Annotated in this window: 20 protein-coding genes and 1 tRNA gene; 8 read left to right on the forward strand and 13 right to left on the reverse strand. The window is 74.5% G+C overall.

All coding sequences use genetic code 11. The features are described from left to right. Nucleotides 1-34: 34 nt before the first annotated feature. Nucleotides 35-1,618, forward strand: coding sequence for an alkaline phosphatase D family protein (locus AC3RKA_RS09575; RefSeq protein ID WP_489727169.1), 1,584 nt, complete (start codon nt 35-37; stop codon nt 1,616-1,618). Nucleotides 1,619-1,706: 88 nt separating this feature from the next. Continuing rightward, nucleotides 1,707-2,330, forward strand: a complete 624-nt coding sequence (locus tag AC3RKA_RS09580; protein WP_489727170.1) for a DUF1264 domain-containing protein — start codon at nt 1,707-1,709, stop codon at nt 2,328-2,330. A 170-nt stretch (nt 2,331-2,500) separates the two neighbouring features. On the opposite strand, the gene AC3RKA_RS09585 is transcribed toward AC3RKA_RS09580, so the two are convergent. The 5 genes from AC3RKA_RS09585 to AC3RKA_RS09605 all read right to left on the reverse strand — a co-directional run bounded on the left by AC3RKA_RS09585 (nt 2,501) and on the right by AC3RKA_RS09605 (nt 8,245). After that, a complete protein-coding gene (locus tag AC3RKA_RS09585; RefSeq protein WP_489727171.1) occupies nt 2,501-3,682 on the reverse strand; it encodes an NAD(P)/FAD-dependent oxidoreductase in 1,182 nt (393 codons plus the stop codon). Nucleotides 3,683-3,794: 112 nt separating this feature from the next. Continuing rightward, the gene (locus AC3RKA_RS09590) at nt 3,795-4,748 is read right to left on the reverse strand and encodes a WcbI family polysaccharide biosynthesis putative acetyltransferase (protein WP_489727172.1); all 954 of its coding nucleotides are present in this window, start codon (nt 4,746-4,748) and stop codon (nt 3,795-3,797) included. Between the two features lie 17 nt (nt 4,749-4,765). Beyond that, the gene (locus AC3RKA_RS09595) at nt 4,766-5,692 is read right to left on the reverse strand and encodes a 3'-5' exonuclease family protein (protein ID WP_489727173.1); all 927 of its coding nucleotides are present in this window, start codon (nt 5,690-5,692) and stop codon (nt 4,766-4,768) included. A gap of 64 nt (nt 5,693-5,756) precedes the next feature. After that, on the reverse strand, nt 5,757-7,136 hold the full coding sequence (locus AC3RKA_RS09600; RefSeq protein ID WP_489727174.1) for a glycosyltransferase: 1,380 nt from the start codon (nt 7,134-7,136) through the stop codon (nt 5,757-5,759). Continuing rightward, on the reverse strand, nt 7,133-8,245 hold the full coding sequence (locus AC3RKA_RS09605; RefSeq protein ID WP_489727175.1) for a glycosyltransferase family protein: 1,113 nt from the start codon (nt 8,243-8,245) through the stop codon (nt 7,133-7,135). The genes AC3RKA_RS09600 and AC3RKA_RS09605 overlap by 4 nt, the downstream gene beginning before the upstream one ends. 165 nt (nt 8,246-8,410) lie before the next feature. Between AC3RKA_RS09605 and AC3RKA_RS09610 the strand changes: the two genes are divergently transcribed. Then, nucleotides 8,411-10,417, forward strand: a complete 2,007-nt coding sequence (locus tag AC3RKA_RS09610; protein WP_489727176.1) for a glycosyltransferase — start codon at nt 8,411-8,413, stop codon at nt 10,415-10,417. Between the two features lie 35 nt (nt 10,418-10,452). On the opposite strand, the gene AC3RKA_RS09615 is transcribed toward AC3RKA_RS09610, so the two are convergent. The 4 genes from AC3RKA_RS09615 to AC3RKA_RS09630 all read right to left on the reverse strand — a co-directional run bounded on the left by AC3RKA_RS09615 (nt 10,453) and on the right by AC3RKA_RS09630 (nt 13,434). Then, nucleotides 10,453-11,544 carry a glycosyl transferase gene (locus AC3RKA_RS09615; protein WP_269601266.1) on the reverse strand — a complete coding sequence of 364 codons (1,092 nt, stop codon included), beginning with the start codon at nt 11,542-11,544 and terminating at the stop codon, nt 10,453-10,455. Further along, nucleotides 11,544-12,671 (reverse strand): glycosyltransferase, encoded by a 1,128-nt coding sequence (locus tag AC3RKA_RS09620; protein WP_126860244.1) that lies wholly within the window; start codon nt 12,669-12,671, stop codon nt 11,544-11,546. The genes AC3RKA_RS09615 and AC3RKA_RS09620 overlap by 1 nt, the downstream gene beginning before the upstream one ends. A 245-nt stretch (nt 12,672-12,916) precedes the next feature. Further along, a tRNA-Ala gene (locus AC3RKA_RS09625) sits at nt 12,917-12,989 on the reverse strand. Nucleotides 12,990-13,023: 34 nt separating this feature from the next. After that, nucleotides 13,024-13,434 (reverse strand): VanZ family protein, encoded by a 411-nt coding sequence (locus AC3RKA_RS09630; protein WP_489727177.1) that lies wholly within the window; start codon nt 13,432-13,434, stop codon nt 13,024-13,026. 352 nt (nt 13,435-13,786) lie between these two features. Between AC3RKA_RS09630 and AC3RKA_RS09635 the strand changes: the two genes are divergently transcribed. The 3 genes from AC3RKA_RS09635 to AC3RKA_RS09645 all read left to right on the forward strand — a co-directional run bounded on the left by AC3RKA_RS09635 (nt 13,787) and on the right by AC3RKA_RS09645 (nt 16,078). After that, complete coding sequence (locus tag AC3RKA_RS09635) at nt 13,787-15,484, forward strand: sodium:solute symporter family protein (protein WP_489727178.1); 1,698 nt, start codon at nt 13,787-13,789, stop codon at nt 15,482-15,484. Nucleotides 15,485-15,518: 34 nt separating this feature from the next. After that, on the forward strand, nt 15,519-15,647 hold the full coding sequence (locus AC3RKA_RS09640) for a putative transporter small subunit (RefSeq protein WP_020624128.1): 129 nt from the start codon (nt 15,519-15,521) through the stop codon (nt 15,645-15,647). A gap of 92 nt (nt 15,648-15,739) precedes the next feature. Further along, nucleotides 15,740-16,078, forward strand: a complete 339-nt coding sequence (locus AC3RKA_RS09645; RefSeq protein WP_489727179.1) for a DUF2871 family protein — start codon at nt 15,740-15,742, stop codon at nt 16,076-16,078. Nucleotides 16,079-16,109: 31 nt separating this feature from the next. Here the strand turns inward: AC3RKA_RS09645 and AC3RKA_RS09650 are convergent, their stop codons facing one another. From AC3RKA_RS09650 to AC3RKA_RS09660, 3 genes are read right to left on the reverse strand one after another with little or no spacing between them, the layout of a single operon-like run. Next, nucleotides 16,110-16,805, reverse strand: coding sequence for a LutC/YkgG family protein (locus AC3RKA_RS09650; RefSeq protein WP_489727180.1), 696 nt, complete (start codon nt 16,803-16,805; stop codon nt 16,110-16,112). Continuing rightward, nucleotides 16,802-18,442: a lactate utilization protein B gene (locus AC3RKA_RS09655; RefSeq protein ID WP_489727181.1), complete on the reverse strand. Its 1,641-nt coding sequence runs from the start codon at nt 18,440-18,442 to the stop codon at nt 16,802-16,804. The genes AC3RKA_RS09650 and AC3RKA_RS09655 overlap by 4 nt, the downstream gene beginning before the upstream one ends. Next, nucleotides 18,439-19,302, reverse strand: coding sequence for a (Fe-S)-binding protein (locus tag AC3RKA_RS09660; RefSeq protein ID WP_406906196.1), 864 nt, complete (start codon nt 19,300-19,302; stop codon nt 18,439-18,441). The genes AC3RKA_RS09655 and AC3RKA_RS09660 overlap by 4 nt, the downstream gene beginning before the upstream one ends. 201 nt (nt 19,303-19,503) lie before the next feature. Between AC3RKA_RS09660 and AC3RKA_RS09665 the strand changes: the two genes are divergently transcribed. Together AC3RKA_RS09665 and AC3RKA_RS09670 are read left to right on the forward strand one after the other, a co-directional pair. Continuing rightward, nucleotides 19,504-21,165 (forward strand): L-lactate permease, encoded by a 1,662-nt coding sequence (locus AC3RKA_RS09665; RefSeq protein WP_489727182.1) that lies wholly within the window; start codon nt 19,504-19,506, stop codon nt 21,163-21,165. Between the two features lie 100 nt (nt 21,166-21,265). Next, on the forward strand, nt 21,266-21,994 hold the full coding sequence (locus AC3RKA_RS09670) for a FadR/GntR family transcriptional regulator (protein ID WP_002857917.1): 729 nt from the start codon (nt 21,266-21,268) through the stop codon (nt 21,992-21,994). A 55-nt stretch (nt 21,995-22,049) separates the two neighbouring features. Here the strand turns inward: AC3RKA_RS09670 and AC3RKA_RS09675 are convergent, their stop codons facing one another. Continuing rightward, nucleotides 22,050-22,547: a DUF456 domain-containing protein gene (locus AC3RKA_RS09675; protein ID WP_185194500.1), complete on the reverse strand. Its 498-nt coding sequence runs from the start codon at nt 22,545-22,547 to the stop codon at nt 22,050-22,052. Nucleotides 22,548-22,583: the final 36 nt, after the last annotated feature.

A 22,583-nucleotide genomic window follows, 5' to 3' on the forward strand; every position in this document is an offset into this window, starting at 1 on the left:
CGTAAGCGTCACCCGTCTCTGCCACCCTGCACGGGTGACCTCGCACACTGATCCCGCGCAGCCGACCGCCCACCCCGTCTCCCGCCGCACCCTCCTCGGCGGGGCGGGCCTCGTCGTCGCCTCCGCGGCCCTGCTGGCCACGCCGGCCGGCACCGCCCACGCGGCCACTGGCCCCACGCCGTTCACGCTCGGCGTCGCCTCGGGCGACCCGTGGCCCGACGGCGCGGTGATCTGGACCCGCCTGGCCGTGGACCCCCTCGCGCTCGACGGCCTCGGCGGCATGCCGGACCAGGCGTTCCGGGTGGAGTACCAGGTGGCCACGGACGAGGGCTTCCGCAAGGTCGTCCGGTCGGGCGCCGTCACCACGGACCGCACGCAGGGCTACGCGGTGCACGTGACGCTCACCGGCCTCAAGCCCGGCCGCGAGTACTTCTACCGGTTCCGCGCGCTCGGCCACCTCTCACGCGTCGGCCGCACGGTCACCGCGCCCGCCCGCGGCTCGGACCCGGACCGCCTCACCATGACGGTCGCCTCGTGCGCCAACTGGGAGCACGGCTACTTCACCGCCTACGGCCACATGGCCGCCGAGCGTCCCGACCTCATGGTCCATCTGGGCGACTACTACTACGAGATCATGCCGTACGGGTACCCGGTCTCCTCGGGCGTCCCGCGCGCCCACAGGAACGAGGAGTCCCGCACCCTCGCCCAGTACCGGGCCCGCATGGCGCAGTACAAGACGGACCCGCACCTGCAGGACGCGCACGCCGCCGCCCCGTGGCTCGTGATCTTCGACGACCACGAGCTCGAGAACAACTGGGCGGACGAGACCCCGGAGATCTGGGACCCGAACTTCCTCGCGCGCCGCGCCGCCGCGTTCCAGGCGTACTACGAGAACATGCCGCTCCGCGCGTCGTCCGTGCCCCGCGGCATCGACATGCAGCTCTACCGCCGCGTCCACTGGGGCGACCTCGCCACGTTCCACCTCCTGGACACGCGCCAGTACCGCTCGGACCAGGCCAACCTGGACCTGGTGAAGGTCGTCGACGCCGACGCACGGGACCCGCGGCGCACCATCACGGGCGCGGCGCAGGAGGCGTGGCTGCGCGAGGGCTTCGAGACCTCGGTCGCCCGCTGGGACCTCATCACGCAGCAGGTGCCGTTCGTGCAGTACGACCGCACCTCCGGCCCGCTGCTGTGGGGCGACATGGACACGTGGGACGGCTACGTCGCCTCGCGCGACCGCGTGGTCAGCGCGTGGACCGCGGCGGGCGTCCGCAACCCCGTCGTGCTCACCGGCGACATCCACGAGGCCTTCGCCTCGGACATCAAGCGGGACTTCAACGACCTCTCCTCGGAGTCCGTGGGCGTCGAGCTCATCACCACGTCGATCACCTCGGGCGGCGACGGCTCGGACGCCGCCGCGGAGGCGCTCGCGTGGAACCCGCACATCAAGTTCAACAACGACCTGCGCGGCTACCTCCGCGTGGACCTCTCCGCCCAGATGCTCGAGGCCCGCTTCCGCGTGGTCGACTACGTGAGCGAGCTGGGCTCGTCGGTGCGCACGCGCGCGGTCTTCGGCGTCGGCGACGGCGAGCACCGGCTCCACCGGATCGCCTGAGGCGAGGGGCCGCCGTCCCCGCCTCCTGAGCAGCCCCGGCAGCTCCACCACTCTGGCCGAGCCCGCCCCGCGCTCCTAGCGTGGGGCCATGAACACCCATCGCCTGTCCTCCACCGCCCTCGGGTTCGCCGCCGGACTGGGCACCGCGGCCGCTGTCACCGCAGCCCGCAAGATCGCCCTCATGGGCGCCGTCGGGAAGGGCCACCCGCTCAAGCACCGCCTCCTGGACGCGGCATCCGGCCTGGTCCAGCCGAAGTACCCCATGGGCGCGATGAGCACCTATCTCAACGGACTGCACTTCTACGCCGACGACCTCGGCCGACAGGTCGAAGCCAGCCACTTCTGCATCCACCTGCGCCACGACCTGCACCAGTGCGTGATCTTCGACCGCAACGCGCCGGACGCGCGGCTGATCGGCATCGAGTACATCATCAGCGAGGAGCGGTTCCGCAGCCTCCCCGACGAGGAGCGGCGCCTGTGGCACAGCCACCACTACGAGGTGAGCTCCGGTGCCCTCACCGGCGACGGCCAGGTGGACGAGGCCCTCCTGCGCGCCCGCGACGAGCGCGTGGGCGTGGACACCGCGGCCAAGCGGCGCAACCGCGCGGACATCCCGGTCCCGGACGTGGTGCCGGGCGCGAACAGCTGGGAGCGCGGGCGCGTCGTGCAGACCACGCTCGAGGAGCGCCCGGTGCGGGGCCGCGACGACTGAGGGCGGCGTCGTCGGCAGGGCGCCGTTTCCCGAACGACAGCGGTGCGACACGCCGCCGTTTCCCGAACGAAAACGCTCGGCGGGCCGGCGCCGTCATCCGGATCGGGCGGGGGCGCCCCGCGAAAGAAAGCACGTCCGCCGCACGTGTCGCGGCAGCGAGAACGTTGGGCTCAGACCTTGCCCTTGAGCAGTCGGTGCCAGTAGATCCGGGGCTGGCCGAAGCGGTCGAAGGCCGCCGTGCTCTTCCGCGGCGTCGTCAGGTCCACGCCGGGGATCGACCGGTCCTCGGAGCCGTCGCGGACGTGCTCGTCCAGGACCAGCTCGTCCCGGCTGACCATCACGGGGATCACGGTGTAGCCGTCGTACTTCTGGAGCGGCTTCCCCGCGTCCGCGGCCTGGATGTTCTGGGCCAGGATCTTGACCTGCCGGCGCAGGGCACCGCCGGAGGGCCGTGTGCCCAGGGCGGCGGCGTCGCCCAGCGCCCACACGTGCGGGTGCACGGGATGCAGCAGGGTCTCGGGATCCGCCGCCGCCAGGCCGGCCTCGCCGTCGTCCGCCAGGCCCGCCTCGGCGATGAACTCCGGGGCCCGCACCACGGGCGTGATGTACGCGGCCGCGACGTCGGTGATCCGCTCACCGGTGTTGAGCACCACCTCGCGGGCCTCGTGATCCACGGCGTTCACCTCTGCGCCGGCGTGCACATGGATGCCGTACCTTGCCACGGCCTCGGCCAGAGCGGGGTCGATGGTCTGCCGGTCCAGGATCCGGCCGTACGGGGTCACCAGGTGGACATCCACGTCCGGCAGGATCCCCGTGCGCTCCCACGCCGCGCAGGCCAGGAACAGCGCCTTGAGCACGGTGCCGCCGCACGAGGAGGGCTCAGCCGGCACATTCGCCACCACACGGTCCCCCGTGGCCACACGCGACAGCAGCGCCCGGGCGGTGTCCACGTGCTCGGGCACGTGCGCACTCGCCGCCCATCCGGCGGCGTAGGCCTCACGCAGCCCGTCGATCGCACCCCACCACGGGGTCAGCCCCGGGCAGAGCACGAGGTGGCGGAAGCCCACGGTCAGCCCGGTGGTCGTCACCGCGGTCCGTTCCTCGGCGTCCACGGCCACGACGTGGTCCGGGATCCATTCGACCCCGTCCGGGATGACGGCCCGCATCGGCCGTTCGAACCGGGCCATGTCCGCCTGCCCGCCCGCCGCGTAGTTCAGCATCGGCCGGTAGCGGTGCAGCTGTTGGCCGTCGGCGATGGCGACCCGACCCTGCCGCTTCCGCCGCAGTGCGGCGGCCAGGGACACGCCGGCGTTGCCGCCACCGACGATCAGGATGTCGTACTGCTCGGTCACGTGGTCCTCCGTGGGGTGACGGGGTCAAGGGAACGGTACGACCGCCCCCGCAGACGTGCTCCGCGGCAGACGGGACGTGCAGCCCATCCTCCACTGCGGGTCGGAGCCGGCGCTAGCCCGCGAGGCCCAGCAGCCGCAGCTGGTCGGCGTACTTGCGCATCCCGACCTCGACGGCCTGCGGGTTCTGTGCATACCAGTCCAGGTGCACCTCGCGCAGCCGCTCGGCCGGGACGGTCTGTCCGGCTACGGTCCAGTCCTCGGTCGGCTCGGCGTCGAGGTCGAGGGCCTCGACCACGACCGCCTCGAGGGGCGCGCGCACCCCCCCGAGGAGCACGCGGGAGGCGGGCACGGGCTGGACGGCGACGTCGCCCGGCAGGTGCTCGGCCACGCGCTCGGCCACGCGGGTCAGCACCGTGTTGGTCGGGTGGTTCACGGTGTAGAAGCCGACGCCCCGCTCCGCCGCCACGAGGTCCGCCATGGACAGCGTCCCCTTCGCCTCCTCCCGCGCCCGCAGCGCCTGCACGGACGCGGCCGCGGCCTCGCGGATCGCCGCCGGCGCCACCTCCCGACGACGGCCCGTCGCCGCCTCGGCCAGCACGCGCAGGTCGTGGTACGGCACGACGGGCGGGTCCTCCCCCGGCCGCTCGGCCGCCCCGGGCGCGAACTTCCAGTTGCGGAGGGTGACCTGCCAGGGGAAGCGCGAGACGTCGTACACCACGGGGATCCGCACCACGGCGGCGTCCTCGGGCAGCCGGGCCACGAGCTGGTCCGTGCCGATGGGCATGCCCCGGTAGTCGTGCGGGATCGGCTGGGTGACGAGCGCCTTCACGCGCGGCAGCAGCCGCTCCAGGTGCGCGACCTCGTCCGGCTGGACCTCGAAGGCGGGCGGCACGCGCACGCTCACCAGGTCCGCCCCGTGCAGCGGTGTGCCGGGCTCCCCGCCGAGCAGCCGCCGATACGACTCGCCCTGGCAGTTGCCCCACACCAGCAGCAGGTCGCCCTCGGGCAGGTCCTCGAGCCCGTAGAAGTGGCCGTAGTGCCGGCGTCGTCCCTCGTCCTCGTGCACGCCTGCGTCCTCTCTCCTCAGCCGTCCTCGCGCCGGATCCAGTCGACGCCCGTCTTCCCGAACCACCAGGCCAGGAACGCGGAGAGCGCCGCGATGCCCATGCCCACGGTGGCGTCCGAGCCGCGCCCGTCCTCCAGGTACTCCATGATCACCGAGACGCTCGCCACGAAGAACAGTGCGGCGCCCAGCGCGATCCCCACCATGGCCGTGCCCGCGAGCTTCCAGCCCACGCCGCCCCCGCGCGCGGCCGGTGCCGCGGACGCCGGGACGGGTGCCGGTGACGGCGGCGCCCACCGGTGCGCGCCCGCGGGCGGCACGGACGGCTCCGTGCCGTGGCGCCGGCGCAGGGACTCCGGGATGATCGGCCCGTCCGGGGCGGGCGGCGCCGCCTCGCTCCAGAGCCGGCGCACGGTGCCCCGCCCGCTCTGACGCGCGAGCGCCAGCACCACCTCGGCGGTCCGCACCGCCTCGGACCCGGCGCCGGCCGGGTGCCCGCCGTCGGGGATGCCGATGGCCTGGGCCGCGGTCGCGATCCGGGGCGGGTCGACGTCCGGGCGGAGACGGCCCACCAGGGCCAGGGCGTCCCGCCACTCGTGCTCCTGCGGCGTCCCGCCGGTCGCGCGGGTGGCCGCCTCGTACGCGCCCCGGTCCCGGTCCGCCCCGGACGCCACGAACGGCAGGTGTTCCCCCAGCAGGTCGAGCTGGGCGGCCACCTCGGGCCACTCCGGCGCGTCGACGACGGCGGCCTCGTCCACCCCGTGCAGCTGCGTGTGCAGGCGGGAGAACGACGTCGGCCCCGTCGGCGGGCGCACGGGCCACCGTTCAGCGGCGACGATCTCGCCGCCGCGCACGAGGGCCATGTCCACGGCGCACACGGACGCCGGGTCGGCCCCCGCGGTGTGGATCTCCACGGCCACGAAGTCCAGTTCGTCCAGCTCGCTCATCGGCCCTCCCGTGCTCCGTCCTGTCCGCGATTGTGCCAGCCCCGCCCCGCGGGCACCGGCCCGCTCAGCCCCAGCCGCCCCACCACGCCTCGAGGTCCGGCACGGCGGCCACGGGCGCCCAGCCCAGCCGGGAGGCGGGCACCCGCCACACCCGCGCCGTCCCGCCCCGCCGGCGCCGCCACAGCGCCCGTGCGCACGTCAGCACGGCGAGCACGTCGCGCTCGGCCCGCCCGCCCGGCTCGTCCAGCATCTCCACGCGCTCGACGCCGGCCCGTTCCAGTCGCAGCAGCCACGCGGCGACGCCGTCCGCGTCAGGCCGGGCGCCGGCCGCGGCGGGCCGCAGCGGCACGCGCACGTCCACGGACCAGTCGGGCACCGACCGCACGGCGTCGAGGTCGCCGCGCGCCGGCGTCGGCGGCAGGTCCTCGGCCGCCGTCGCGCCGCCGTCGGGCTCGCCCTGCAGCCGCACGCGGGGGTCGTCGAGCGCCCGCGCCGCCGCCTCGTCGAGGCCGCCCACGACGCCGACCCGCGCCCCCGGCGCCGCGCGCAGCACGGCGTCCACCGCCACCACGGCCGCCGCCGCGCCGTCCGTGCCCTCCGGCACCCGCACGCGCGCCTCGGCCCGCAGCGGGCCGGCCAGGGACAGGCCGTGGCCGCGGGCCGTCGTCGCGGGGATGCGGGAGGCCAGCACGAGCGCCTCGCGGGCCTTCACCCGGGCAGCCTCGGCGGCGTCGCCGCGTCCGCCGAAGTCGGCGCCGGCCTGCCACGCCACCGCGTCCGGCGCGTGGCGCAGCGCCGCCCCCACGCGCCACAGCCGGTGCGCCAGCTCCCAGTCCTCCCCGCCGTAGCCCACGAAGGCGGGGTCGAAGCCGCCGGCGTCCTCGTAGACCTCGCGCGCCACCGTGAGCACGGCCGAGATGACGTACCGGTAGCCGGTGGAGTCGGCGCGGCGCAGGCCGTCCGTGGCCCGGTACCCCTCGCGCAGCCAGGCCGGCTCGGCCAGGCGGGCGTCCGCGGGTACCTCGTCCCCGGGCCGCCAGCCGTCCGCCCAGGCCCGCTCCAGCCAGGCCTCGGCGAGGTGCCGCCGCCGGCCCACCACCGCGGCGTCCCGGGGCGCCTCGGCCACCGCCGCCAGCGCCGCGGCGAGGTACCCGGGCTCGGGGAGCATGTCCCCGTCGAGGAAGGCGAGCACGTCCCCGTCGGCCGCCTCCGCCCCGAGCGCCCGAGCCGCCGAGGCGCGGAACCCGCGGTCCTGCTGGCGCACGGTCACCACGTCGAACGGCAGGCCCGGGTCCACGCGGGGCGGGACGGGCGAGCCGTCGTCGGCCACCACGAGCTGCAGCCCCCCGGTCAGGCCGCGCTGGGCCGCGAGCGCGGCCGTGAGCCGGTCGAGGTCCGCCTGGGCCCGGTAGTAGGGCACCACCACGGAGACGGCGGCGCTCACGTCCACCTGTGCACGCGGCGGAGCACGTCGAAGAGCATCCGCGCGCAGTCCTCGGCGCCGGGCGAGAGGTCCACGCCGGGGTCCAGCCACGTGCGCTCGGGGTCCTCGACCGCTTCGGCGATCGCCTCGGCCATCGCGAAGGCCGGCGACCCGTTGGGGTGCACGAGCCGCAGGGTGCCCGGGCGCAGGCGCTCCATCTCCTCCGTGTAGCGGCCGGCGGAGGCGATGGCCCGCCGCCCCACCGAGGTCCACGCCGCCAGGGACCCGGACGCGGACACGTTGCGGTGCGCCGCGAACGGGATGCCCGCCGAGAGCAGGGCCGCGTCCGCGAACTCGTCCGGCACGAACCCGGTGACGCGGAACTCCAGGCCGCGCGCCTCGGCGTCGCGGGTCAGCTCCGCCACGAGGTCGTCATGCCCGATGCTGACGGGTCCGAGCGCCGTCAGCCGACGCGGTGCCCCGGAGTCCGGGCCCCACTGGCGGTGCAGCTCGGTGAGGGCCTCCAGGGCGAGGGCGTGCCCCTTGCCCGGGTAGACGAAGCCGAAGAGCACGACGTCCTGGTCGAGGCCGGCCATGCTCTCCGGCACCACCGGCTCGGCGCGGGCGGCCGCGGCCCGGCGGTCCTCCACGGGCAGCGGGACCACGTCCGCGGTGACGTCCACCAGGTCCGCCAGCAGCGCCCGCTCGTGCTGAGAGGAGACCACGACGCCGGCCACCGCCTGGGCGAGCCGCGCGTACGCCTCGCCGCGGCGGCGGTAGCGGCCGTCGCCCTCGGCGGGCTGCGGGATGTCGTGCAGGGTGAGCGTGGTGCCCGCGGGCAGGACGTCGACGAGCAGGTCCGCGGCGGCGGTCGCGGTGGGGCCGAACAGCGCGTCCGTGACGTCCAGGTGCACGGCGGCGCCCAGCGCGCGCGCCTCCTCCAGCAGGGGCACGAGGCCCCGGAACGCCGCGACGTCCTCCGCCCTGAGCAGCTCCACCTCGGCGCCCACCCGACGGAGGGCGGCGGCGGTCTGCCGGCCGTGGCGCACCACGCCGTGCTCCGGCGAGCCCACGGTCACGTACAGCACACGTCCCTGCGGCTGCGAGTCCACGTCCACGATCCCCTTCACCTGCGGCGGCGCTCCTCGACGCGGCGGCGCGCCGGAACGGACAGGATGCCGCTGCTCCGATTCTCCGATCCTGCCCTGACAGACTAGATTTCGCGACCCCCGACCCGGGACGGGGACACGCCGCCCGCGCGGCATCGCATCCCCCAGGTCAGGAGGCCCTCCCCCGTGAGCATCACCGTCCAGCACGTGCCCGCGCAGCACCCGTACACCCGCGCGATCCGCCCCCTCGACCCGGGCGCCGCGCCGGACGTGGAGTTCCTGCCGGACCCGCCGGTGCCGGGCGCGCCCGCGCACCAGTGGTGGCCGCCCCGGGCCCTGCACGCGGAGTGGCTGGCCGAGCACCGCCCGGACGTGCTGCACGTGCACTTCGGGTTCGAGCACTTCAGCCCCGCCCAGCTGGCCGCCGCCCTGGACGCGCAGCACGCGCACGGCGGCGCCGTCGTCGTGACCGTGCACGACCTCGAGAACCCGCACCTGACGGACCAGGGCCCCCACCGGGACCGCCTGGCCGTGCTGCTGGGCCGCGCGGACGCCGTGCTCACGCTCACCCCCGGCGCCGCGGCGACCCTCGCCCGCGACTACGGCGTGCGCGCCCTCGTGGTCCCCCACCCGCACATCGTCCCGCTCGAGGACCTCGCGGCACGGGACGACGACGACGCCCCCGGTGCGGCGCCCGGTACGCTGCCCTCCGACGCGTCCGACGACGGCGACGGCGCGGCCGCCCCCGCCCGCCTGCTGGTGCACGCCAAGGACCTGCGGGCCCAGGTGGCCCCGGTGGCGCTGCTGCCGGTGCTGGCCGCCGCCGTCGGGACGCTGGCCGACCGCGGTGTCGACGCGCGGGTGACCGTGGAGGTCCAGGACACCGTGCAGGACGAGGACGCCCTGGCCGCGCTGCGCGCAGGCTGCGCCCACCACGGCTTCGAGCTGTGGGAGCACGACCGGCTCGACGACCCCGCCCTGCACGCGCTGCTGCGCGACGTGGACGTGTCCGTGCTGCCGTACCGCATCGGCACCCACTCGGGCTGGGTGGAGATGTGCCGGGACCTGGGGGTGCCGGTGGCCGTCGCGGACATCGGGCACATCGCGGACCAGTCCGGCGCCTGGCTGACCCCCGACTCGCTCGCCGCGTTCGACCCGGAAGACCCCGACTCCCTCGCCGACGCGCTCGAGACGCTGGTGCGCGCCCGCGCGCGCACGGCCCCGGCCGACCCGGCCGCCCGGGCCCGGCAGCGCCGTCGCGTGGCCGCCGCCCACGTGGCCGTCTACCGCGAGGCCCTCGCCCGGGCGCGCGGGGCGCTGCCGAGCGTGTCCGTGCTGGTCATCACGGGGCACCGGGACGAGCACCTGGCCCGCGTGATCGCCGGACTGGAGCGCTCGCACCGCCGCCCGGACCAGGTGGTCGTGGTGTTCATGGGCCAGCCGGACGGGCGCGTCCCGGCCACGGACCTGCCCGTCACGGTGGGGCACGTGGCCGCCGACGCCGGCCTGCCGCTGGCGCAGGCCCGCAACCGCGCCGCCGAGCTCGCCACCGGCGAGATCCTCGTCTTCCTCGACGTGGACTGCATCCCGGCGGCCGAGACCGTCGGCGTGCTGGCCACCGAGGTCGCGGCCCACCCCGGGTCCGTGGTGATGGGCCGGCCCCGCTACCTGCGCCCGGGCTGGACCCGCGACGTCGGGGAGGCCGACCTGACCTGGCACCGCGCCGACGCCCTGCTGCGCCGCCTCTCCGTGCCCCACCGGGCGCGCGCGCACCTGATCGCCGGCCCCTCGGACGAGTGGCACCTCGTGTGGACGCTGATCCTGGCACTGCGGCGCGCGGACCTGGCCCGCATCGGCGGTTTCGACGCGGGCTTCACCGGCTACGGCGCCGAGGACACGGACCTGGCCTTCCGAGCCCGAGCCGCCGGCCTGACGCTGCGGTTCAGCCCCGCCGAGGCGTTCCACCAGCACCACGGCGTGATGACCCCGCCGCTGCACCACCTCGAGGACATCCTGGTCAACGCCCGCCGCTTCCGGCAGGTGCACGGCCGATGGGCCATGGAGGGGTGGCTGCGCGCGTTCGCGGACGCGGGGCTGATCGCGTGGGACCCCGAGGGCGAACGGCTCGAGCTGCTGCGTCACCCCACGGAGGCGGAGCTGACGGCCGCCCGCCGCGACGACGCCGCGTACTGAGTGCCCCGACGGCCGGGGGCGAGCGAGGGCCGGACTCAGCCCAGGGCGCCCTCGATCGCCGCCTCCCAGCGCCGCCGGTACTCGTCCGGCGCCACGAGCAGCAGGCCCGCGAGCCGGTCGGCGGCGGCCGGGTCGGCGAGGGCGCCGCGCACCGCGCCGGCCCAGTCGGCGTCCGGGTCCTCCCACGCGCACCACGGCACGCCCGCGGCCCGGTGGATCTCGCGCACGAACACGCGCTGCTCGTCGAACGGCCGCGGCTCGGGGGCGAGCACCACGGGGCGGCCGGAGCGGGCGGCGTCCACCACGGCGTTGTGCCCGGCCGAGACCACCACGACGTCGGCGTCCGCGGCCCGGCGGGCCGGCTCCTGGACCCAGCCGTGCAGCGTCACGGTGGCGGGCATCGCCTCCGCCGCGAGCCCGCCCGGCGCCTCCGGTTCACCCACCCCGGCGATCGGGCCGTACACCTCCCACGTCGCCTCTGGCACGGCGGACGCCGCCCGGGCCAGGTCCGCGGCCCGCACCCCGCCGCCGCCCGTGCCGGCGATCACGGCGACGCGCGGGGCGGCGCCGGCGGGCGACGTCGTCGTGGCGCGGGTGCCGAGCCGGCCGGTGACGTCCGCGACCCCGAGGTAGGTGACCCGGTCGGCGTGGGCGGCACGCCAGGCGGGGACCTCGAGCTCGGCGGCGTAGTGGGCGAAGAGGCCGTCGGCCTCGGCGTAGACGAGGGCGTGTGCGGGGTCGGTGCGCTCGCCGTGCATGCGGCGATGCAGCACGGGCCAGCCCGCCAGGCGGAGGAACAGGGCGGCCTCCACGGACACGTCCACCACGCACACGTCCGGGTCCACCCGACGCGCCGCCGCGTGGAGGGCGTCGAAGCGCGCCCGGATCTCGGGCCCCACCGGGGACCAGTGCAGGGGCGAGCGGGCCGGCTGCTCGTGGCCGGGCACGAGGTCCGAGGGCAGCGGGATGACGGGGACGTCCGCGGGCAGCAGTTCGGCCGCCCGGGGGTGGGCGGTCACGACCGTCACGTCGAACGCCCCGGTCGACGCCAGGCCGGCGGCGTGCCGCAGGTGTCCCGCCCCGTGCTGGTGGGCGTAGTAGAGGACCCGCCTGCGGGCCGGGGCCATCAGAGGGACTCCAGGTCCGCCGCCTCGGCGGACGGGCGCGGGGCCTCCTGGGGATCCAACCCGTACGCGTCCTCGGCGGCGGCGAGATCGCGGGCGTCCTCGGCGGCCTGCTCGAGCAGGTCCACGTAGCCCTCCACCATGGTCTCCGCGCTGAACCGGCAGGCCCACGCACGCACGCGTCCCCGGTCCTTGCGGCGGGCGTGGCGGATGGAGACCGCGAGCTCCTGCGCCGTGTGGTGCACGGCCAGCGCGCCGGCCTGCGGGGCGACGATCTCCCCCATCGCGCCGCTGAGCAGCGCGGCCACCGGCACGCCGAGCGCCATGGCCTCGACCACGGCGAGCCCGAACGGCTCGGCCCACAGGGGGGTGGCCAGGAAGACCTCGCCCGTGGCGAGCATGTGCGGCAGCGTCTGGTGGTCGAGGTGGCCGTGGTAGACGGTGTCCGGGCCGAGCCGCGGCACGACCTCCCGGGCGTGGTACTCCTCGTCCGAGATCGGCCCGGCGAAGTGCAGCTCCATGCCCGCGATCCGGGCGGCGTCGATCGCCACGTGCAGGCCCTTCTCCGCCGTGATCCGGCCCGACCACACGGCACGGCCGCGCACGGGGACGGCGTCGGAGACCCAGTGGTGCAGCTCGATCCCGTTGGGCACCACGTCCACCCGCGGCAGCCGGTGCTGCCAGGCCAGCGCGTTCGACGCGGACACCGAGGCCCACCGGTGGTGGTGGGGGGCCGTCCAGTCCGGGGCGTCGACGACGGCCAGCACCTCCGCCAGCGTGGCCGGCGTGTGCAGGACGGTGACCATGGGGCGGGCGCGCAGCAACTCGAGCGGCGCCGGGGAGAGGGAGTTGTTCAGGACGGCGTCGGAGTCGTCGTCGAGGATCAGCGCGCAGGCCCGGCGGGCGGCCGCCTCGCGCACGCGGGCGCCCGCGCGGCCCGGGCCGGCGCCCTCGGCGGGCAGCACGGCGACGACGTCGCCCGGCAGCCGGGTGCCCTCCCGCGCGTAGACGGTGACGTCGTGGCCCCGGCGCACGAGGTGCTCCACGGTCATGGCCGTGTGCATCTCCAGCCCGCCCTCGTAGGGCGAACGGATGGGGTGGAGCATGTGGGTGAGCACGCTGATGCGCATCGGCGACCCCTTCCCGGCCCGGGCCGGGCCGAACGGCCCCATGCGGGGCGGCAGAAGCGCGACTGACCTGCGGTGAGACGACCACATCACGTCCGCGCTGACGTACCCCGGCACTGTAGACACCCGGGGGGTCCCCCCGGAAGCACCGGCCCCCCTCCCGGGATGAGGGCAGGGCGGGCGCACACGCCCCCGTCACGAGAAAGTCCCGGCCCGCGACCTCGAGGATCGCGGACCGGGACGGTCCGTGGAGCTAAGGGGAATTGAACCCCTGACCTTTTCATTGCGAACGAAACGCTCTACCAACTGAGCTATAGCCCCAGGTCATGCCCTCCCTCAGGAGCGCACCGGACCATCATACGCCCGCCGCCCCCGATCCTCCAATCCGGCGGCGCCATGCGGTGACCACGCCGAGCACCACACCCGCCAGATCCGCGACGACATCCACCGGGTCCCCCGTCCGCAGCGGCACCCACGCGTGCTGCACGAGCTCGCTCACCGGCGCGTGCACCGCGAACGGCAGCGCCCACCACGCGCTCCGCCCCCGCCCCACGGCGAGGAACGCGGGCAGCGCGAACACGGCCACGTGGATCGCCTTGTCCAGCCCCGGCACGACGAACCCGGCCTGCGGCACCTGCTCGCCCGGCAGGTACAGCACCACCAGCTGCACCACGACGGCGACGGCCAGCGCCGCCGTCAGGGCGCGGCGCCGTCGTCGGGAAGCGGGGGCGGAGGGGGCGGCCGGGGGGCCGGAGGGAACGGTCATCCGCCCATTCTGTCCGGCTTCCATGTCGGGCACTCACAGTCCCCGCCCTGCTGAAAAGGATCTATGTTTTTGCCATTTCTGCGCCGACCATGTGAGGATCAACCCATCCGGGTGGGCTCGTTCCGCCAGGATGCCGGTGTCGACAGCGCCGCCCAGGGCCGAGGGACCGCGATGGCTTGAGCAGAGAGCTCGCCGTTCGTGGACTCGGGACCCGGCGGGATGCCCTCCACCTCCCCGGCCCCCTGGCCGCGACGTGATCGGTACGCCACCCTCCGCCCTGCGGAGCCGTGCCCCGACCGGACCGCGCCGGGGGACCGGGACGTCCACAGTCACTCGTGCGAAAGGAAGTCCGATGCCGCCCTCCCAGGACGCAGCATCCCTGACCCAGCTCGGCGTGATCGGGGTGATCCTGCTCGTCGTGCTGTTCTACGGCGGGACCATGATCATGTCCGTGGCCATCTCCAAGAAGAAGGAGAACGCCGACGCCTACATGACGGCCGGCAACCGGATCGGCTTCGGCGTGTCCGCCGCCTCCATGACGGCCACCTGGATCTGGGCCTCCTCCATGTACGCCTCCGTGACCGCCGGCTACACGTACGGCGTCTCCGGCCCCCTCCACTACGGCCTCTGGGGCGCCCTGATGATCCTGTTCATCTACCCGTTCGGCCGCCGCATCCGCACGGTCGCACCGCGCGCCCACACCCTCGCCGAGGTCATGTACGCCCGGCACGGCCGCTCCTCGCAGCTCATGCTGGCCGGTTCCAACGTGCTCGGCTCCGTCATCTCCCTGACCTCCAACTTCATCGCCGGCGGCGCCCTGATCTCCCTGCTGTCCCCGCTGTCCTTCGGCGCGGGAATCCTGATCGTGGCCGCGGGCGTGCTGCTGTACACCCTGTGGTCCGGCTTCCGCGCCTCCGTGCTCACCGACTTCGCGCAGGTGATGGCCATGCTCGGCGCGACCGTCATCATCATCCCCGCCGTGTTCTTCGCCGCAGGCGGCCCGGACATGTTCCAGACCGGCGTCGAAGCGGGCCACGTTACGGCCCAGCAGCAGAGCTTCTTCTCCTCCGACGCGTTCATGAACCAGGGCGCGCCGTACATCGCCGCGGTGCTGGCCTACGCGATCGGCAACCAGACCATCGCCCAGCGCCTCTTCGCCGTGCGGGAGGACCTCATCAAGCCCACCTTCATCACGGCCACCCTCGGGTACGGCGGCACCGTGATCGGCGTCGGCATGCTCGGCGTCATGGCGCTCTACCTGGGCGTCGAGCCGCTCGACGGCGACGTCAACAACCTCCTGCCCCAGATGGTCGCCGACCACCTGCCGCTGGCGCTCGTGGCCCTGGCGTTCCTGATGATCATCGGCTCGCTGTCCTCCACCGCCGACTCGGACCTGTCCGCCCTCTCCTCGATCGTGATGACGGACGTCTACGGCCAGTCGGTCGGCCGCCAGAACGCCGACCCGAAGACCATGCTGCTGATCGGCCGGATCACCATGATCGTGGCGACGGCGGCGGCCCTGTACTTCGCCACCGCCAAGTTCGACATCCTCGACCTGCTGGTCTTCGTGGGCGCCCTGTGGGGCTGCCTCGTGTTCCCCGTGATCGCGTCCTTCTACTGGGGCAAGATCACCAACGTCGCGTTCACGGTGTCCGTGCTCGCCGCGCTGGCCGTGTTCCTGCCCGTGCGCTTCGAGTGGATCCCGCTCGAGGGAGCCTGGGCGCTCGTGGTGGAGACCCTCGCGATCCTCGGCGTGGGCGTCGTGCTGGGCATCATGTGCTTCGGCTTCTTCGGCCTGCGCCCGGCGATCGTGGTCGGCGCGGTCGCCTCAGCGGTGATGCTGTTCCTCGGCTACGGCTTCCTGCGGGACTACGCCACCCTCACGGGCTCGCTCGTGGCCTACGCCGTGTCCTTCCTCGTCTGCTGGGGGCTGTCCGTCCGCTCCGGCCAGGACTTCGACTTCGACCGGATCGCGCGCGTGACCGGCGACTTCGACCCCGCGACCGAGGACCTGCCGCAGGTCGAGCGCGCCTCGGCCCCCGTGTCCTGATCCCCCCGTCCCCCGACTCGCAAGGAGCATCCGCATGACCGTCGGTCTGACCCTGTACGTCCTGATGTGGCCCGTCCTCGTGCTGGCCGTCCTCGTCGCGATCGCCCGCGGCTTCTTCGCCGACTGGGCCGCGGCCCGCCGCGAGGGCCGCTCGATCATCTGAGGCCTCCGCCGGGGGCGGCCCGGCCACGGGAGCGGCCCGGATCAACCGGTCGGGCGATGTCCCGGCACGGGTCGCTCCCCAGCATGGCGGGCATGATGCGCCACTACGACGCCGCCCTGATGTACACCGTCCTCGGCCTCGACGCGGTCTTCGGCCTGACCGGCCGCGGCGCGTTCACCTGGTTCTTCTGGCTCTTCCACGTCGGCGTCCTGGTCACGTCCGTGATGATGGCCGTGCGCGGCGTCCTCACCGTGGACGGCCTGACCCTCGCCGAGACCTCGGCCGCCATCCCGGGCATCGCCGGGCTCGGCCACATGCTCGTGACCGCCGGTCTCGCGCTGCTGTTCGTGGCCCTGTACGGCGGCGTGCAGGAGCGTCAGGCCCACCTCGAGACGGGCCGCGCCGGGGGCGCCGTCGTCGAGGGGGCCTGACCCGCCCGGCCCCTGCTCGGCCGCGCCCGCGTCAGCGAGCGCGGTCGAGCAGGATCACGTCCAGGCGGCGCGGCCCGTGCACGCCTTCGACGCGCTCGAGCTCGATGTCGCTCGTGGCCGAGGGCCCGGAGACCATGGTGATCGGCGCCGTCGCCTCCACGCGGGCCAGCGCCTCCGGGAAGAGCTCCACCACGGAGTCCAGCGGCACGATGCACACGTGGTGGTCCGGGACCAGGGTGATCGCCCGGCGACCCTCGTCCGGGCGGCCGCTGAGGAAGATCGTCCCGGTCTCCGCGCAGGAGACCGTCGAGGACGTCACCACCGCGTCCACCTCATTGAGCGCGTCCACGCTGAGGGGTTCGCGCTCGCCGTCGTGGGCGCCGCGGACCGCGGCACGCTCCCCCGTATGGCCCACCGCGGGCTCCGTGATGCGCTCCCGGCCGGCCCCGCGGGAGTCCGCGGGGAGCCAGTCAGACTCCAGACCGGCCGGCACCACGTACCGGGCGTCCGGGCCGAGCAGCTCGGCGATGGCCGCGGCCACCGTCTCCTCGGTCTCGTCCCGCACGGAGGCCCGGTAGTCGATCAGCCGATCGCGCAGCATCTCCACCACCTCGGCCCGGTCCCGGGAGGAGGTCCGCCGGTAGGTGCGCTGCACCGGGTCCGCGACCGGGCCGTCCGCCGTCGCCTCGCGGATGCGCCGCAGGATCTCGGCCTTCGCCTCGCTCATCGTCCGTCCTCCTCGACGTGCTCGTCCTCCTGGCGGTCCGACCCGGCGACGCCGTCCAGGGCGGTCCGGTGCTCGGTCTCATCCTTGTGGCGGGCCCACCAGTTGCGGAAGGACTCCCGCGGGGGCGCCGGCACATCACGCTCGTCGGTCCACCCGCCGGCGATGCCCGGCAGCCAGCCGAGCACCCGGTCCGGCCCGGCCGCGACCCGGCCCAACCCCAGGCCCCGCTCGGCCAGCGACATGCGCCGACCCGAGGACATCACCACGGAGGCGCCCTTCATCGCCACGTCCATCTGCGAGGGCGTGACGGACTCCACCGTCGCCTTGGCACGGGCCAGGGGGCCGGCAGCGGCGTCCTCCTCCGTGCGCCGGGCCTTCCGGGCGGCGTGGGTGGCCTGCACGTCCTCGTCCCGGAGGTGGATGAGGATCGAGGGGATGTCGATGGCCACGGGGCACACGTCGTAGCACGCGCCGCACAGCGTGGAGGCGTAGGGCAGGGTGCCGTTCTCCCCCGCGTCCACACCGGTGAGCTGCGGGGAGAGGATCGCGCCGATCGGGCCCGGGTAGACGGAGCCGTAGGCGTGGCCGCCGGTCTGCTCGTACACGGGGCACACGTTCATGCACGCCGAGCAGCGGATGCAGTGCAGCGCGGAACGGCCCTTCGGGTCGGACAGCACTGCGGAGCGGCCGTTGTCCAGCAGGACCAGGTGGAACTCCTGGGGACCGTCGCCCTCGGTGACGCCCGTCCACATGGAGGTGTACGGGTTCATCCGCTCGCCCGTGGACGAGCGCGGCAGCAGCTGCAGGAACACCTCGAGGTCCTCGAAGGTGGGCACGAGCTTCTCGATGCCCATCACGGTGATCAGCGTCTCCGGCAGGGTCAGGCACATGCGGCCGTTGCCCTCCGACTCGACGACGGCGAGCGTGCCCGTCTCGGCGACGCCGAAGTTCGCCCCGGAGATCGCCACCTTCGTGCTCAGGAACTTCTCGCGCAGGTGCCGGCGTGCGGCCTCGGCCAGGTCGGCCGGCTCGGAGGTGAGGCTCTCGTCCGTCTCCGGCATCTCCCGGAGGAAGATGTCCCGGATCTCCCGGCGGTTGCGGTGGATCGCCGGGACGAGGATGTGGCTGGGCCGGTCGTGGCCGAGCTGGACGATGAGCTCGGCCAGGTCCGTCTCGACGGCGGCCACACCGGCATGCTCGAGCGCGGCGTCCAGGCCGATCTCCTGGGTGGCCATGGACTTGACCTTGATCACCTCGTCCACGCCCTTGGCGGTGACGAGCTCCGTGATGATGCGGTTGGCCTCGGCCGCGTCCCGGGCCCAGTGCACGACGCCGCCGCGCGCGGTGACCTCGGACTCGAGCCGCTCGAGGAGCGCGGGCAGGTCCGCCATGACGGACTGCTTCAGCGCGGAGCCGGCGGCGCGCAGCTCCTGCCAGTCCGGCAGCTCCTCGACGACGCCGGCACGCTTGGCACGGATGGTGTGGGTGGCCCGGCGGATGTTGGCGCGCATCTGGTCGTTCCCCAGCTGCTCGCGGGCAGACTCGGGGAACGGGGTCTTCAGCAGGATCTCGCCCTCGCCGTGGACGGGGCGCACGGTGGGCATTCCCAGGCGCACGCGGGTGGGTGCGGTGCTCATCGGCGGGCCTCCTCGACACGGGCGGACGGTCCGCGGCGGGCGCCGGCGGACGCGGGGATGGACAGTTCGACGGGGCCGTCGACCTCGAGCGGGTTCTCCCGGGTGGCCGCGAGGATCTCGGCGAGGTGCACGGTGCGCAGCGGGCGGCCGTCCTGGCCGCGCGCCTCTCGACGGTGCATGGCCCCGTCCAGGTGGAGCAGACAGGAGGCGTCGCCGCCCGTGCAGAGGGAGGCGCCGGACGCGGTGACCTTCTCGATCTTCTCCTCCGCGATGGCGGCGGAGACGTCCGGGTTCTTCAGGGAGAAGGTGCCGCCGAAGCCGCAGCACTCCTCGGCGTCCGGCAGCGGGCGCAGATCGATGTCCGCGACGGTGCGCAGCAGGTCCTCCTGACGCGAGCCCAGGCGCAGCAGGCGCATGCCGTGGCAGGAGGGGTGGTAGGTCACGGTGTGCGGGAACCAGGAGCCGAGCTGGGCTCCGGCGTCCGTCACGCCGAGGACGTCCGTGAGCAGCTGGGACAGCTCGAGGGTGCGGGAGGCGACGACCTCGGCGTCGCGGGCCAGCCCCTCGTCCCCGCCGGAGCGGGCGACGTCCGGCTGCTGGTGGCCGAGCGAGGCCACGCAGGAGGCGGAGGGGGCGACAGCGAGGTCGTAGTCGGCCTTCATGAAGGTGCGGACGTGGTTGCGCACCACGGGCAGGGCGTCCGCCACATACCCGCTGTTGACGTGCATCTGCGAGCAGCAGACCTGGCCGGGCGGGAAGACCACCTCATGGCCGAGCCGCTCGAGGATGCGGACGGTGGCGAGGGCCACCTTGGGGTACATCGCGTCCACGATGCACGTGGCGAACAGGGCGATTCTCATGCCGGTCTCCGTTCCGGACGGGGCGCCTGGGGCGCCGTGCGGTGCGGCAGCACACGGGTGCCGTAGTGGTCAGACCATATCATGCCAGCCCCTTGCAAGGTGACTGCCCTCACAGTACGCTCCTTGGTCTGACCACAGTGGTCCGACCATCACCGGCCCGACCGGATCCCGCCCCGTCCCCTCGCCCACCGGGAGACCCCCGTGCACACCTTCACCCCCACCCCCGATGCCGCCGGCAGCGTCGCGCTCTCCGCCGCGCTCGGCGTCCTGCCCCTGCTGACGTTCTTCGCCACCCTCCTCGGTCTGCGCCTCAAGGCCTGGCAGTCGGGGCTCGCCGCGCTCGTGGTGGCTCTGCTCGTGGCCGTGCTGGGCTTCCACATGCCGGCCCACCTGGCGGCGCTGGCCGCCGCCCAGGGAGCGACCTTCGGCCTGTTCCCGATCGTCTGGATCGTCGTGATGGCGCTGTGGTTCTACCAGGTCACCGTGCTCTCCGGGCGATTCGACGACATGCGCGCGATCTTCGACTCGCTCGGCGGCGGGGACATCCGCATCCAGGCCGTGCTCATCGCGTTCTGCTTCGGCGGCCTGCTCGAGGCCCTCGCCGGCTTCGGCGCCCCCGTGGCCATCACGGCCACCATGGTGTTGGGCCTGGGTGTGCCCCCGCTGCGGGCGGCCACCGCCGTGCTGCTGGCGAACACCGCGCCCGTGGCCTTCGGCGCCGTGGGCACCCCCATCACCACCGCCGGCACGCTCACCGGCATCCCCGCCACGCACATCGGCGCGATCGTCGGCCACCAGGCCCCGTTCGTGGCCGTGTTCGTGCCGTTCCTGCTCGTGTTCATCATCGACGGGCTGCGCGGCGTGCGGCAGACGTGGCCGGCACTGATCGTGATCGGCACGAGCTTCGCCGTCGCCATCTGGCTGGCCTCGACCCACTTCTCCTACGAGCTCACCGACGTCGTGGCCTCCCTGGTTTCCCTCGCCGCCGCCGTCCTGCTGCTGCGCTTCTGGCGGCCGCGCGGCGCCGAGGAGGCCCGCCAGCGTCTCGACGCCCCCGCCCGCGCGGCGGCGCAGGACCTCACCCCCGGCCGGATCTTCATGGCCGTGCTGCCCTACATCGTGGTCGTGGCCGTGTTCGCCCTGGCCAAGCTGGTCCCCCCGATCACCGCGGCCCTGAACTCCGTCACCGCGAAGATCCCGTGGCCCGGGCTCGACGGGCACCTCGTCGACGCCTCCGGCGCGCCCCTGGCGAGCACCGTGTACAAGTTCGAGTGGCTGGCCTCCCCCGGCACGCTGCTGCTGATCGCCGGCCTGATCATGGCCGTGGTCTACTCCCGGTTCGACCACGACGGCCGGTTCCCGCTCTCGGTGGGGAACGCGCTCGCCGAGATCGGCCGCTGCTTCGCCCGCATGCGCTGGTCCGCCCTGACGATCGTGATCGTGCTCTCCCTGGCCTACGTCATGAACTTCTCGGGTCAGACGGTCGCCATGGGCACGTGGGTGGCCGGCCTGGGCGCGGCCTTCGTGTTCCTGTCCCCCGTGCTCGGCTGGCTCGGCACCGCCGTGACCGGCTCGGACACCTCCGCGAACGCCCTGTTCTCCACCCTGCAGCAGACGGCCGCCACGAACATCGGCGCCGATCCGGCCCTGCTGGTGGCCGCCAACACCTCCGGCGGCGTCGTGGGCAAGATGATCTCCCCGCAGTCCCTGGCGATCGCCGCGACGGCGGTCGGCATGGAGGGCCGGGAGTCCGAGATCCTGCGCCGCGTGGTGGTGTGGTCGCTCGTGCTCCTGCTGGCGGTGTGCACGCTCGTGTACCTGCAGTCCAACGTGCTGGCGTGGATGCTGCCGGCGGCGGGCTGACCGCCTGCACCACCCGAGCGGGGCGGCGTCCGTCGGTAGGATGGACGGTCGCCGCCCCGCCCCCTCGGGTCGCCGCCCCGCCCCCTCGGAAGGTCCGTCCATGACCGCTGCCCCCGCCTACACCATCGTGCTCGACTGGCTCGAGGCCGAGCTGCGCTCCGGCGCCGTGGTCGTGGGGGACAAGCTGCCCGGCGAACGCACCCTGGCCGAACGCTTCGGGATCTCCCGGGCGTCCGTGCGGGAGGCCACCCGGATGCTCGAGGCCATGGGCCTGATCCGCGCCAGCGCCGGCTCCGGGCCGAACTCGGGGGCCGTCGTCGTCTCCGAGCCGTCCGCGGCGCTGGGCTGGGCGCTGCGCCTGCACATCGCCACCCGGTCCCTGCCGATGGCCGACGTCGTCGCCGCGCGCGTGCTCCTCGAGACCGATGCGGCGCAGGCGGCCGCCGCCACCTCCGGCGACCCCGAGAGCGTCGCCGTCCTGGCCGAGGTGGAAACCCTGCTGGACCGGATGGACGACCCCGCGCTGCCGGAAGAGGACTTCCACCTGCTCGACACCGAGTTCCATGTGCGGCTGGCCACCCTGGGCGGGAACGTCGTGACGGCGATGATGCTGGACTCCCTGCGCCAGGCGACCATCGGCTACGTGACCGAGACCGTGGCCGGGCTGTCCGACTGGCCCGCCGTGCGCGCCGGCCTGCAGGCCGACCATCGGCGGATCCTCGCCGCCTCCGCCGCCGGGGACGGCCGGGCGGCCGCGCAGGAGCTGCGGGAGCACGTCCTCGGCTTCGCCGCCCTCGCCCAGGCCGGCAGGGTGCCCGCCGGCGGCTGAGCCGGCGAAGGGTCCGGCGCGCGCGGGGTCCCGCCGGACGGACGGCTCCGGCGGTTCAGGCGGTGAGGCCGTGCACCAGGGCGCCCACGCCCACGGCGGTCAGCGAGCCCAGCGCGCAGCAGAACTCCACGAGCATGCCCATGCCCATGGCCGTGAGCGCGCCGATCGAGCTGCTCAGGGCGGCCCGGGCGTCCCGGGTGCGGGCCCACTGGGAGGCGAACAGGCCGACGGCGAAGCCGAGGAACAGACCCACCACCGGGATCACGAAGAACCCGACGGCGGCGCCGGCCACCCCCCACAGGATCGGGCCGCGGGTGACGCGTTCACGCCGCAGCCGCCGGCCGGTCAGCACCGCGGACGCGCTCAGCCCCGCCACGGCGAGGCCGGCCGCGATGACGCCGAACGTCCAGGACGCGGGGGAGCCCAGCAGCGCGGCCCAGCCGAGAGCCGTCACGAGGTTGAGCAGCGAGCCGGGCAGGACGGGGTACACGGTGCCCACCAGCCCCACCAGGAGCAGGAGCACGGCCACGACGGAGATCAGCGCGGGAGTCACCGCACCAGTATGACGGGACGGACCGGATGGGCTAGA

It is taken from the genome of Micrococcus sp. iso_229, assembly GCF_058072725.1.